This is a genomic window from Paenibacillus alvei DSM 29 (assembly GCF_000293805.1).
Lineage (GTDB): Bacteria > Bacillota > Bacilli > Paenibacillales > Paenibacillaceae > Paenibacillus_B > Paenibacillus_B alvei.
The window spans coordinates 111133-121718 of record NZ_AMBZ01000011.1; the positions used below are offsets into that span (position 1 = coordinate 111133).

19 protein-coding genes are annotated in these 10586 nt (G+C 43.4%); 2 read left to right on the forward strand and 17 right to left on the reverse strand.

Going from position 1 to position 10586, the window contains the following annotated elements; genetic code table 11:
* Positions 1-8 precede the first annotated feature (8 nt).
* The 6 genes from ssb to PAV_RS27520 all read right to left on the reverse strand — a co-directional run bounded on the left by ssb (position 9) and on the right by PAV_RS27520 (position 3153).
* Positions 9-413, reverse strand: a complete 405-nt coding sequence (gene ssb / locus PAV_RS27495; RefSeq protein ID WP_005551501.1) for a single-stranded DNA-binding protein — start codon at positions 411-413, stop codon at positions 9-11.
* A gap of 13 nt (positions 414-426) precedes the next feature.
* Positions 427-1191, reverse strand: coding sequence for a Rad52/Rad22 family DNA repair protein (locus tag PAV_RS32815; protein ID WP_005551502.1), 765 nt, complete (start codon positions 1189-1191; stop codon positions 427-429).
* Positions 1188-1673 carry a siphovirus Gp157 family protein gene (locus PAV_RS27505; RefSeq protein WP_005551503.1) on the reverse strand — a complete coding sequence of 162 codons (486 nt, stop codon included), beginning with the start codon at positions 1671-1673 and terminating at the stop codon, positions 1188-1190. The genes PAV_RS32815 and PAV_RS27505 overlap by 4 nt, the downstream gene beginning before the upstream one ends.
* Positions 1674-1709: 36 nt before the next feature.
* Positions 1710-2423, reverse strand: a complete 714-nt coding sequence (locus tag PAV_RS27510; protein ID WP_005551504.1) for a BRO family protein — start codon at positions 2421-2423, stop codon at positions 1710-1712.
* Complete coding sequence (locus PAV_RS27515; RefSeq protein ID WP_005551505.1) at positions 2420-2662, reverse strand: hypothetical protein; 243 nt, start codon at positions 2660-2662, stop codon at positions 2420-2422. The genes PAV_RS27510 and PAV_RS27515 overlap by 4 nt, the downstream gene beginning before the upstream one ends.
* A 290-nt stretch (positions 2663-2952) precedes the next feature.
* Positions 2953-3153, reverse strand: a complete 201-nt coding sequence (locus tag PAV_RS27520) for a helix-turn-helix domain-containing protein (protein WP_005551506.1) — start codon at positions 3151-3153, stop codon at positions 2953-2955.
* A 125-nt stretch (positions 3154-3278) separates the two neighbouring features.
* Here PAV_RS27520 and PAV_RS32820 point away from each other — a divergent pair, with 125 nt between their 5' ends.
* Complete coding sequence (locus tag PAV_RS32820; RefSeq protein ID WP_005551508.1) at positions 3279-3659, forward strand: helix-turn-helix domain-containing protein; 381 nt, start codon at positions 3279-3281, stop codon at positions 3657-3659.
* Positions 3660-4020: 361 nt separating this feature from the next.
* Positions 4021-4233, forward strand: a complete 213-nt coding sequence (locus tag PAV_RS27530; RefSeq protein WP_005551511.1) for a hypothetical protein — start codon at positions 4021-4023, stop codon at positions 4231-4233.
* 61 nt (positions 4234-4294) lie between these two features.
* On the opposite strand, the gene PAV_RS27535 is transcribed toward PAV_RS27530, so the two are convergent.
* From PAV_RS27535 to PAV_RS27580, 11 genes are all read right to left on the reverse strand, one after another.
* Entirely contained in the window at positions 4295-4939 is a 645-nt protein-coding gene (locus PAV_RS27535; RefSeq protein ID WP_005551512.1) for an N-acetylmuramoyl-L-alanine amidase, read from the reverse strand.
* Complete coding sequence (locus PAV_RS27540; RefSeq protein WP_005551515.1) at positions 4929-5342, reverse strand: phage holin family protein; 414 nt, start codon at positions 5340-5342, stop codon at positions 4929-4931. The genes PAV_RS27535 and PAV_RS27540 overlap by 11 nt, the downstream gene beginning before the upstream one ends.
* A gap of 81 nt (positions 5343-5423) precedes the next feature.
* Positions 5424-5564 carry a hypothetical protein gene (locus PAV_RS35395; protein WP_005551517.1) on the reverse strand — a complete coding sequence of 47 codons (141 nt, stop codon included), beginning with the start codon at positions 5562-5564 and terminating at the stop codon, positions 5424-5426.
* A gap of 15 nt (positions 5565-5579) precedes the next feature.
* Positions 5580-5948 carry a hypothetical protein gene (locus PAV_RS27545; protein WP_005551519.1) on the reverse strand — a complete coding sequence of 123 codons (369 nt, stop codon included), beginning with the start codon at positions 5946-5948 and terminating at the stop codon, positions 5580-5582.
* Between the two features lie 11 nt (positions 5949-5959).
* The gene (locus PAV_RS27550) at positions 5960-6829 is read right to left on the reverse strand and encodes a hypothetical protein (protein ID WP_005551521.1); all 870 of its coding nucleotides are present in this window, start codon (positions 6827-6829) and stop codon (positions 5960-5962) included.
* Positions 6822-7361: a putative phage tail protein gene (locus tag PAV_RS27555; protein WP_005551522.1), complete on the reverse strand. Its 540-nt coding sequence runs from the start codon at positions 7359-7361 to the stop codon at positions 6822-6824. The genes PAV_RS27550 and PAV_RS27555 overlap by 8 nt, the downstream gene beginning before the upstream one ends.
* Positions 7348-8388, reverse strand: coding sequence for a baseplate J/gp47 family protein (locus PAV_RS27560; RefSeq protein ID WP_005551523.1), 1041 nt, complete (start codon positions 8386-8388; stop codon positions 7348-7350). Before PAV_RS27560 ends, PAV_RS27555 begins: the two co-directional genes overlap by 14 nt.
* On the reverse strand, positions 8385-8807 hold the full coding sequence (locus PAV_RS27565; RefSeq protein ID WP_005551524.1) for a DUF2634 domain-containing protein: 423 nt from the start codon (positions 8805-8807) through the stop codon (positions 8385-8387). Before PAV_RS27565 ends, PAV_RS27560 begins: the two co-directional genes overlap by 4 nt.
* Positions 8804-9046, reverse strand: a complete 243-nt coding sequence (locus PAV_RS27570; protein WP_005551525.1) for a DUF2577 family protein — start codon at positions 9044-9046, stop codon at positions 8804-8806. The genes PAV_RS27565 and PAV_RS27570 overlap by 4 nt, the downstream gene beginning before the upstream one ends.
* On the reverse strand, positions 9043-9993 hold the full coding sequence (locus PAV_RS27575) for an XkdQ/YqbQ family protein (RefSeq protein ID WP_005551526.1): 951 nt from the start codon (positions 9991-9993) through the stop codon (positions 9043-9045). Before PAV_RS27575 ends, PAV_RS27570 begins: the two co-directional genes overlap by 4 nt.
* The gene (locus PAV_RS27580; RefSeq protein WP_005551527.1) at positions 9990-10586 is read right to left on the reverse strand and encodes a LysM peptidoglycan-binding domain-containing protein; all 597 of its coding nucleotides are present in this window, start codon (positions 10584-10586) and stop codon (positions 9990-9992) included. Before PAV_RS27580 ends, PAV_RS27575 begins: the two co-directional genes overlap by 4 nt.

Sequence of the window (10586 nt, forward strand, 5' to 3'; positions counted from 1 at the left end):
ATCTCCTCCTAGAATGGCATGTCATCATCAGAAATTTCGATTGGCTTACCATCATCTCCGAATGGGTCACCAGCATGAGCGTTATTCATCACATCGCCCCACTCAATCACTCGAATATTGTCCGCTACAACCTCCGTCACGAAAACCTTCTTGCCTTCGGTGTTCTCGTAATTACGAACTTGGATGCGTCCAGTTACTGCTTGCAACTTGCCTTTCTTGACGTTGTTGGCTGCGAACTCTGCCGATGCTCTCCATAATACTACAGGAATGAAGTCCGTTTCTTTCTTGCCATCAGAACCAGTGAATGGTCTGTCACACGCTAATGTGAATGTTGCAACCGCTGTTCCGTTTCCTGTGTATTTCAATTCTGGTTCCCTTACTGCGCGTCCTATCAGCGTAACGTTATTAATCATATGTTAATTCCCCCTATCTTTTAGATGCTCTCTGGCAAATATCAAGCATAGTTTTGTAATCACGTTTCTGTTCCTTCTGCTTGTCGATCCAAGCTTGTGCCTGAGCATCATCCAGACCGCCAGCTTTCAACAGCCTAACAACCTCCCAACGCTGCTTTTGCTTTTCGGTCATTTGCCTTTTCTGTGTGCCTGTATCATTGGAAGATTGTTGACTACCACCATCATTGTTAGAAGGGGAATTGTTCTCCTGCTTCCCTTGTGTCTTTTGCGTGCTTCTCTGTGTTTTGTTGCCCGTATTAGTTTGTTGGCCTGTATACCCCGTAGGAAGTGCCCACTGTGGCAATTTAGGCGTTTGTGCTAACCTGTAGCTCTTACCTATCGGTTCAATAGGAACCCACACATTTTCAAGCTTGTACAGGTATCGACCAATGCCCCACTGGTATCCAGCGCGCTTCATTGAATCTGATAGTCCACCCTTTACCGCTTCTGTCTGGCTGTCGTCAGCTCCATCCCATTTCCATATCCAGTCCTCACCGAAACGAATACCGATGCCGCACAGTTGAGAATGTCCCTTCCACTCTCTATAATTGTTCTGCCAATTGAATGCACCAACCACCGAATCCAGACGGTTCATGATAGCTCGGTTCGTCACATAAGCAAGGGCAATTCCTTTCGTTTTTCCCCCGTTCGTGCTGCCCACACGCCATTCAATATCTTCGGGCGGGAATGGCTCTGCTAGCTCTGCCATGACCTGTTCAACCGTTTTGCCGTTAATCATCGGATCATCAACCCCAGTTCACCTTGCACAATAGTTACCCCGCGTACCTTCTTGCCAGCCTTCCAAGCATCCATAATGGCCTTCTTATTTACGGTTGGTTCAGGTTTAGTCTTGAATTCAAGCGGCACTGCTTTGATATTCAAAACTTCTACACGCTCCCGTGGTTTAGTCACGGACACGGTGAACATAGGTGATTTATGCTTATCCATACCGATGCGCATCATATTAACCTTGATAGCGTCTTTCATACGTTTTGCTTCGTTTTCAAGACTCGTCTTGCGTTGTGCAAGTCTTGTTGACTCATTTGCCACTGCTTCTGCCTCGGCTTCAAGGGTGCGAATCACTTTGCAATATCCGTCCAGCTTGTCGGAAATAGCTCCTTCCATACCTTCCAGCATTGCAGCATAGTCCACACCTTCGCCGCCTTCTTGCGCCATTTCCAGCAAGTCGCGGTATTGTTCTGTCAGGTCGTACAATCTCATATGCGTTGATCCCCTTTCAATTTGTTTGTTCGTTTTTCAGACGAGTATGAATATATAACAGCCCTTTACGTGTAACCATCGTTTGATGGTTTGGCGGTAGTGAATCAATTGGTCTTTTTTCGTTGCTAGTTCTAGGTAGCCCGATCTAATTGCCGATTGAGTAGGGAGGTTGAAAATGCTCTTTCTCCCGACCATCCCCCAATCTCGTAGTTTCTTAAATAATTGAATTGGACCAATAACATGCCCGTGCTCACTGATCCATTTTGAAGCTTCGCTCACTGACATGCTTCCTTCTGACTCCGTGATAGCGAGTGCAAATGAAACATATGGCTCTTGTGTGTCAATGACGGCTTGCAACTCTTTATTTCGCTCCTTCTCATTCTTCAAACGTTGCAACGTCTCGATGAATAAGTCGGGATTGTCCAATAGCTCGTCAGCGGCGTAGACGCCATGCTTGCGAATAGAAGGAATAACTTCATAAGTTACCCACCGCTTGAATTGTTTTGCTTCTGGCTTCCTGCTGCCCAAGACCAACGAATAAAGTCCCGATTCGTTAACAATGTTTGATTCTCCATAAAGACCACCTAAGTTGAACTTAGCCACCTCGTCATTATCGAGTCGTTGAAGCGCAACTGTTGTGTTCGTGATATCAAGTGCCTTACAAACATCTTTCGCAACCCACCAAGGGTTGCCGTCCTTCAAAACAACACGCACCTTATGAATTCCGAAATTGAACAATTGAGTTGTCATTTGTGAACCTCCGTTCTAAGTGGATAAACTTTAGTACCGTGCAACTTGAAATGGTGATTGTAAAGCGTATACTGCCAACCTTTGATAAACTCACTTGAAACTAGCTCCCTATTTACGAAAAACAAGTAAGATTCATATTGCTTGTGCAACGTATCCGTGATCAACTCCCATGCAGCTTGCAATTGTTCTTGTTCACGCTGCTTGCGCTGTTGCTGCTTTTTTGCAATTCGTTTTTTCACAGCTACACCTCCATAAAGTTAGGCAATCAATGCCAAGGTAAATCCAGTACCTAAAAGTACCCCAATCAAGAACGTCAACACAAGATGGACACAGTGCTTTGTCTCTTGATACGTCACGCTTCGCACCTCCCAACACCAAAATTTTTGGTGTATTGAATAAAAAATATTAAAATTATTTAAAACCATTTAAAACATAATGAAAAAATATTGCACCAAAAATGTTGGTGTGATATACTTCATTTGTAATTAAAAGTAACCTTTAATAATAACACCGATATATGAGCGATCACTCATACATTTCGGTAAAGATCATGGAACAGTTCATCAACACTTGCGCCTAGCTTCTTAGCTATCTGGAACGCTCCCAACATTGTTGGTGTAGATGACCCGCAGCAGATGTTACGAACGGTTTTCTCAGTTTTGCCAATATCAGCAGCAAAGCGAGTATAACCACCATACGCCAAAATTAATTGATTAAGACGATCACGCACCTTTCGTCCTCCTTTCTTTTTGGGTATAAAATTTTGGGTTCGTGGGAACAACTAAAGAATATCACACCAATATTTTTGGTGTCAACACTTTATTCTATTTTTTTTGAAAAAGGAGAATATTGCAGATGGATATCGACAATATGGATGTGAAGGAATACAGAAAATTGGTGGGTATTCGAATTGAAGAATTGCGTATGAAATACGGATTACAAAAAAATGAGGTTGCAGCCAAGTTAGGGGTAGTTCCGGGGAATATATATAACTACGAAGTGGGAAAGGCTTCACCACCACCGCAAATATTAGTTCAAATGGCAGAACTGTTTCATACTACAGTTGATTATCTTACTTTGAAAACGGACGATCCTGCACCGCGGGGAGAAACGGACGATATCGACGTAGAACAACTGGTCAACAAGGTTTGGAAATATAAAGGCGTAGAACTGACAGAAGAAGAGAAAATGAAAGTTTATAACTTATTGAAAAACGGGCTTGACCTTATCAAATAAAGGTTAAGCCCCTTTCTTTATGTATCATTTTCCCTCCTTGACTCGACGATGGTTTCTAGGACTTCTACTGCCTCTGTAGTGTCATATCCTGCTTCCTCTAGCGTTTTCAGTAGTTGTTCCACGTCAAGCATATTTAGCCTCCCCGCGACATATATATACGAACATGAGTTCTCTTTTGTGTATGTTTATTATACCACGTACTGTCAAGTTTCATTTTATATGTGTTCATAGTTTCGTCATAAAACGAAAGAAGGATTTCATGAATGGGTGTCGAATCTATAATTCATTATTGAAAAACGGGGCGGGGTCTTTTTTAGAAAAAGACTATGTGTCTTTAAAAGCACATCAGGGGTGAGTATCTATGAAGAATACTTTCAAAGTAAGAATGTGGATGCCAATAGAACAATTCAAGAAGTATAGATACAGAAAAGGTGGAGGAGGATGGGCAAGCCTTACTCCTATTGAGGGAGCAATGGAAATTCGTATAGATGAATTCCAACTGAGTTTGCAACGTGTAGATGATGAAGGTAATCCAATTCCAGATGGTTGTTTGTTGATCGATCCAGAATTTTAATATACATAACAAGAGAGAGCCGAAGGAGATTAATCCTACAGCTCTCTTTTTCTATATAATGTTAATTCATCGTAATATCTACTCTCTTCGTATTGGGATCAAAAACTACATATGCACCCAACGCTTGAGCCACAGAACGAACAGGACAGCGTGTAACGCCGTTTATGATATCACCCTTTCCAACATTCACTCCATTTACGTAAACGTCCACAGCAGGGGCTACAGTAGGCGCAGGAGTTCCCTTGATGAGTTTGACAAGATAATCCCACCGTTTGAGCAGCCTTTGAGGGCAGTTCTTGCCGCTCCAATGCTTATGTGGGACTACATTCTCCAATGGGATGCTGTGATCATTCATAAGCTTAGAAACAAGCCACGCAACGTTCTGCAATGTCTTCTCGTAATCTCCATCACTATTCACACATGTTTCAATGCCGATGGATTGCGTGTTCCCTTTGCCTGTACCGTCACCAGCATGCCAACCTTGTTCATTGGTACGCAAATGTTGGTATACCTGCTTATCATCAACAGTATAATGCCATGATGCTTGACGCCCACCACTTCCATTCAATATGTAGTTGGCATGTCGTTCCGCGTCAGCTCCTGCATCTGTGTTATCCGTTTCGTGAACTGTGATGTACATCGGTTTCATTGGCTTGTCCGGTTTATTGCTTCTTCCATCTGGTAATAAACGTTGTTTAATTTCCATTTTTGCTGCCTCCCTTTCCTTTCAAAACTTCTACCGCTTCTTTGATTACAGGGGGCAATGGAACACCAATACGCCCACCATTTTCGATAATCGAAAGCAATTCATTAGACATGTAAAAGAAGATCGTTGCATCTCGCAAGAGATGTTGGCCTCCTAGAATCGTGTCTACTTGGTGCGCTATTGCAACAATGACGAAAATAAATACCTTACGAGCGATTCCAATTAACCCAACCTTGCTTTTCAATTTTCCTTCTACACCACTTGCAATGAATCCAGTGATAAAATCAGCAATTGACATGATCAATAACACTTGCAAAAGCAAAGGCCACTCGCCGAACAAAAATGCAACCACACCACCACTGGCTGCTATAGTCGTTTTAATGACAATATCCAATCTTTCCATGTCATTTCCCCCTCGAATTAAAATAGCCCCCGACATTAGCCGAGGGCACAAAAATACGCTGACCGTCTATGCGATAGCGCCTTATTCTGTAGTTCCACTGATTATTCCATTTACGACCTCTTTTAAATTGAATAGCTTCGGAACTTGTTCCATTTTGTAAACTCCAACCATGACCAGTCCAACCCATACCTTCACAAGCCCACTATCTTTCGTAAAATTCATTCAAATCACCCCTTCTTATTGCGGTGGCGCAATCATGATTGTCAATTCTGCAACCGACTGTTTAAGCTCGTCCACTTCTTCGCTTAAAGGCTTTTGATATGTTGGTTTCTCTGGCTCTGGTTGATTTGGATCAGGATACGAAAATTCAATTTCTTTTATCATTGGATTGACTCGGTAGCCATTACTCATCGCAAAGTCTTTGGCGTACTGTTTATATTCCAATTCAATGTAATCAAAAGACTCTCGATTGCGTTCAGACAGGGCTGTATAGACTTTAATGTCGTGTTCGATGGTTGTCACGAACACATCCCCCGAACGTTCGCCAGTATCAACCAGTTTTTCGCCTGTTACTATGTCATAAAAGATTCTACGACCGATTTTCAACCGTATCCCTCCTAACCATAGACTATTACGCTTGCTGGTCTATTGCTATCGTCTTCGTAGCGCGATACTGGTACTACAAAACTGGTAGGTGTAATCGTAGCTAATATAGACCACTCGTTTAGTTGCGGTAGTGTATCCCTATACACTACCTGATGATTATACGTCGCTCCGCTTACCGAAATTCTTGGGTTAGTATAAAAATCAAATGCTGCCAATGAATAAAAATTTTCACCAAAAACGACAATGCCTTTTGCTTGGAAACTCAGTCCGGTGACTATAATGTAATAAAGTCCCCACGTAGTTGTGTCACCTTCTGAAATAAGGAAATTTTTTTGCGACTCAGATACGGACGTCGTAATCCTTGCCATTGGCACGCCCGTAGTAATTTGCCCAATCTTCCACGCGAGCGTAGGCCATTCATCGGCTGCGGATGCAGGAACCCCCTTGGCGCTGACCGCACCCGCAATGCGATTTTTCGCGTCAACGCCAGATTGCTTTACCGAATCTAGTTCAGTAATGATATTTCGCCCCGCGACCGTGAGCGCATTACTTACAGCGAGATTGCCCGAAATCGTTCCGCCAGTACGTGGCAGGCTGGCATTTTTGGCGTTAGACTCCGCAGCATTTGCCTTCTGTTGTGCCCCCTCAGGCGTTTCCTTGGCATTCCATGTGTTACGTTCTTCTACAGTAACGTGCTTTGTCGTATCTTGTACGTGGGCATCTAAGTCTGCCTTTTTTGCTGCTCCTATTTCTTCTGGTGTGACCTTGATATTAGAAATAGCTGTATCAATTTTTCGATAGTTTTCATTATGAATATCAATGTCATAGTTGTCGTTCTGCCCTTGAATAGCAAGTCCAAGGTTAGGCGTTTGTTCAGCCATTTAAACCCGCCCCCTCTCTAATCTGTACATGTGTAAACTTGGATAGCTCTGCATGAGTCTTCCCCCTCAAATCCCCATGTGTCGCATACTTGAACACAAAGCCGTAGCCTAGATGAGCTGGCTTGATCTGCTCAATGATTGCTTTCACATCTTCAATTCGCGGCGGCCTTCCGTACTTATTCACGAATTTGATTTCGAATCTGTATTCGGCTGGATGTTCAATGATTTCGACTTCACCATTCGTATACGCTTCGATCACATTTTTAATATGGGCTTTTGTCACTGTACCAGCGCCGCGCGCCTTCGCCTTGACCTGTTCGCGCCGCTGCTCAATTGGCTTCTGTGGATCGGGCACAATGCCAAAAATCCGTTCCCACCGTTCAATTGTGTATGTAACTGTGTCAATGATCGGTTGTGCCTTGAATTCTGTATAATGACCTTTTATTTCTTCGATTACAATAGTTTCAGCCGTTCGCAGCTCCTGCATAATCCGACTATTGTCATAGTAAGCTGGTAATCTAGGTAGTGACATTTATCTCACCTACAACTGGAATCTCATTTTCTGCTAGTGGAATATTGGACACCATACCGTTGAGCGCCATGTCTGTATAATCTACCACCCCAACAGTATCAAGCAGCACAGCACCAATAAGGGCATAGGAAACGCTTGAACGCTTGAACACAATGGAACGGAAGTGTTCGGCAATCGCTGCTGATATAGCGACCTTAACTTGTTCTAGCGAACCCCCAGAATCAAGCGTCAATTTAGCTGATATGTTCACCAGCTTTTCATTTGCACTCTCTACTGTTACAGTGGCGCCAATTGGTCGGGCTATTTCAATGTGATCATAAACAGTCTTGACCAACTCATCATCAGCAGCCAATTTGTTTGAATTTACAATGACTACCTTTACTGTTCCATTCCCCGACCATAATGGGAACACTTTTGCATCACCGACGCCTGTCACTTCTCTCGCCCAATTTAGATAGTGCTGTGCGTTCCCACTTGTTGCTGGCGTTCTAGCGCGGTCATAAATGCGCTGCCGATATTCTTCGTCACCTTCTGCATCGTATCCATTTGTAACCGGAACTGTGTTTGTAACACTTTCAAACCCTGCGGGGGGATCAGACATGTTCAAAATTGTATTAGCTGGGACGTTACCGATTGTACCAGCTTCCTCACATTCCACTAGGACAAACCCGCTTCCCGTAATTTCCACGTCATATAAAGACACATAGAATACCGCTTCCGATTCAGCATAGAAACGTGAATCCTTGGGAATTTTGACGGTTCCAACAGTGGTTACAATAAGATCAACCTTCGCACGTGTCGCTGGCTTTCTTGTAACGCCCAGTATGGATGCTACTGCGTCCAAATCCTCACCTACGGCTGTATCAAGTAAATAACGGCCTTCCTGCATGCTCATGTCCAAATAGACATCCTCCAACACGGTTGCAACTCCTGCCACTGCATCATACACATAACTACCCTCAGACTTGTCCACGTCTACCGATACGTTCGCAAGCATGATGTTAATTAATTCTTGTCTGCTTTTCAAAGCGTCACCCCCTCATTGCCGTATACCGTTTCCAGCACAAATGAAATATGTAGCTTATCTTTTATCAAAGCTGCTTCAAACTCACGTATTCCTGTCACCCAAGGTATGCCTTCTAGTGCCTCTCGCGTGTATCTCTCGGCTTCTGCATTTGTCGCTTGCCTCGAAAAAGAGTTTCCAATCAAACTCGTATAATCAACGCCGTATGCAAATGAGTACATTTCATAGATATAGCGTTCAGTCATGAGCGCCTTTCTCACCTTTATCAAAACCGCTGGAAGCTCTGTAACAACAAATTGCTTGCCGTTTCGAAGTTCAAATTCACCGCGTTCAAAATTAAACGCATATTCCTTACATATTGGAAGGGAATTTGCTTCCTCAATTGCTTCTGGCTCAGGAAAAATGAATGGAAACACGCTCATGGCTCAAGCTCAACCACCCTTGCAACGACATACTGGTTCTCGTCGGAAGTGGGGAAAACAACCACATCATCCCCTTTTTCAAGCACGGTTATTGTGAAGAACTGCGTCGAATCCAAGGAAAGATCACCGACCTTGATGACAATTGGTGATCGTGATACAACAGTGCCGATTGATGGAGCAGGAAGGTTGTACGCCTTCCCCTCTTGTCGTATGATGCTGACTAATTCGGGAAAACTCATCCCCCTTCGCCTCCGTCCATGATATTTGAAAAATTCAGTTTCAATTGCATCGTGTGTGTGTCGTCTTTAAAAGTGTGTATATCCTCATCAATATAGAATTTCCCTTTTAGCTTCGTGAATGGCTCTACAACCGCCACAGAACGACCCGTGATGCATTCCATATCCCCAAGTGCTGTTACCCTTGTTTCGTACTCAACAGGCCGCAATAGCGCCTTGGCCTTGCCCTTGTAATCCTTCTCTTTTTTGGCCTTTGTGTAGACATCCTGTAGGATACCGTATTGCCGTTGTCCGCTGCCGTCTATTTTCCCTAGTGATACGCCTTTTTCATTTACGATTACTACACGGTTTACAACGTTCTCGATACTCTCTGAATGCGCAGAATCAAGAATATTGATTTCATCTTCCAACTTGGTTGCCACGGTTACATAACCCTTACGGATAACGTTCAATTTTCCGTTACTAACAAGCGGAATATAGCGCCGCCCCGTCTTCTGTGCAGTCAAATTGCATGCTTTCATTACAACATCGTAAAAGCTAGATGATTGAATGGGCGGCATCTTGATGGATGTACCCCCATCCGAAACGGATGCAACCTGTATACCCGCAAGCTTTGCAATTGTTTGAACAACGTTATTCAAGGTTGTACCCTTAAAGTTGAATGTTCCTTTCGATTTCATGAGATACACCAAATGATCGTATGCAACGACATGTCTATTTGAACGAGAGAACGACACGTCCTGAGCGAATATGAAGCCCATGAACGCCATCTGACCACGTTCATCGAACATCTTGACCACTTGGCCTAACTGAAAACCATAAGGCTTATACTGGTCATCTGTACCGCTTTCTGGCACATCAAACTCTAGTATTCGAGACGGTGAATATACGCTCCCACGCCACGTCGCAGATTTAATTACAATATCCTTGCCGTTTACCTGTATTTTCATCGTGGCAACCTCAAAACTGTTCCTGTTTTGATTTTGTCAGGATTTTTGATGCCGTTAGCTTTGCAGATAGTAAGAAATTTTTGGGCATCACCATAGTAAGTCCTAGCAACCTTATAAATCGTATCTGTACTCTTAAATGTGTAGGTTGCGGGCAAAGGTCTTCCTTGCTTGGCTGCTGCTTTCTCTTGACTCAAATACCGATACTCGCAAAGTGATAATTCAAACTCTACATCACGCGAACCCGGTCTTTCGTAATATGAAAATGACTCTATCAAACACGCAAAATTGACACTTGTATTTGTAATGAAGAAACGGCATGTAACTGTATCGTTTTTCCATCTTTCCAGCTCGTCTATAAACTCGTATGCCAGTGGATAGTTGGGATACTGTGCATAGCGATTACGTGGAGCTGCTGGAATCCAAGACGAAAAAGAGATTGTCGTAAGCTGCTTCTTGCCAGCCAACGCAATCTCCCCTGATCCATTCACGTATTCTTTTGTGATATGCCGTGTCCCATCAATCCGGAACTCACGGGCAGGAATAGGAAACCATAGCTTTTCAACCCCGTTTTTACGTGTCAACCAAAATTCCAT

Bases quoted from the DNA above. Each gene is read 5' to 3' on its own strand.
- PAV_RS27540 (WP_005551515.1), bottom strand. From the start codon at position 5,342: ATGGAAAGATTGGATATTGTCATTAAAACGACTATAGCAGCCAGTGGT.
- PAV_RS27535 (WP_005551512.1), bottom strand. From the start codon at position 4,939: ATGGAAATTAAACAACGTTTATTACCAGATGGAAGAAGCAATAAACCG.
- PAV_RS27555 (WP_005551522.1), bottom strand. From the start codon at position 7,361: ATGTCACTACCTAGATTACCAGCTTACTATGACAATAGTCGGATTATG.
- PAV_RS27565 (WP_005551524.1), bottom strand. From the start codon at position 8,807: ATGAGCGTGTTTCCATTCATTTTTCCTGAGCCAGAAGCAATTGAGGAA.
- PAV_RS27570 (WP_005551525.1), bottom strand. From the start codon at position 9,046: ATGAGTTTTCCCGAATTAGTCAGCATCATACGACAAGAGGGGAAGGCG.
- PAV_RS27575 (WP_005551526.1), bottom strand. From the start codon at position 9,993: ATGAAAATACAGGTAAACGGCAAGGATATTGTAATTAAATCTGCGACG.
- PAV_RS27505 (WP_005551503.1), bottom strand. From the start codon at position 1,673: ATGAGATTGTACGACCTGACAGAACAATACCGCGACTTGCTGGAAATG.
- PAV_RS27550 (WP_005551521.1), bottom strand. From the start codon at position 6,829: ATGGCTGAACAAACGCCTAACCTTGGACTTGCTATTCAAGGGCAGAAC.
- PAV_RS27530 (WP_005551511.1), top strand. From the start codon at position 4,021: ATGAAGAATACTTTCAAAGTAAGAATGTGGATGCCAATAGAACAATTC.
- PAV_RS27510 (WP_005551504.1), bottom strand. From the start codon at position 2,423: ATGACAACTCAATTGTTCAATTTCGGAATTCATAAGGTGCGTGTTGTT.
- PAV_RS32815 (WP_005551502.1), bottom strand. From the start codon at position 1,191: ATGATTAACGGCAAAACGGTTGAACAGGTCATGGCAGAGCTAGCAGAG.
- PAV_RS35395 (WP_005551517.1), bottom strand. From the start codon at position 5,564: ATGAATTTTACGAAAGATAGTGGGCTTGTGAAGGTATGGGTTGGACTG.
- PAV_RS27580 (WP_005551527.1), bottom strand. From the start codon at position 10,586: ATGGAATTTTGGTTGACACGTAAAAACGGGGTTGAAAAGCTATGGTTT.
- PAV_RS32820 (WP_005551508.1), top strand. From the start codon at position 3,279: ATGGATATCGACAATATGGATGTGAAGGAATACAGAAAATTGGTGGGT.
- ssb (WP_005551501.1), bottom strand. From the start codon at position 413: ATGATTAATAACGTTACGCTGATAGGACGCGCAGTAAGGGAACCAGAA.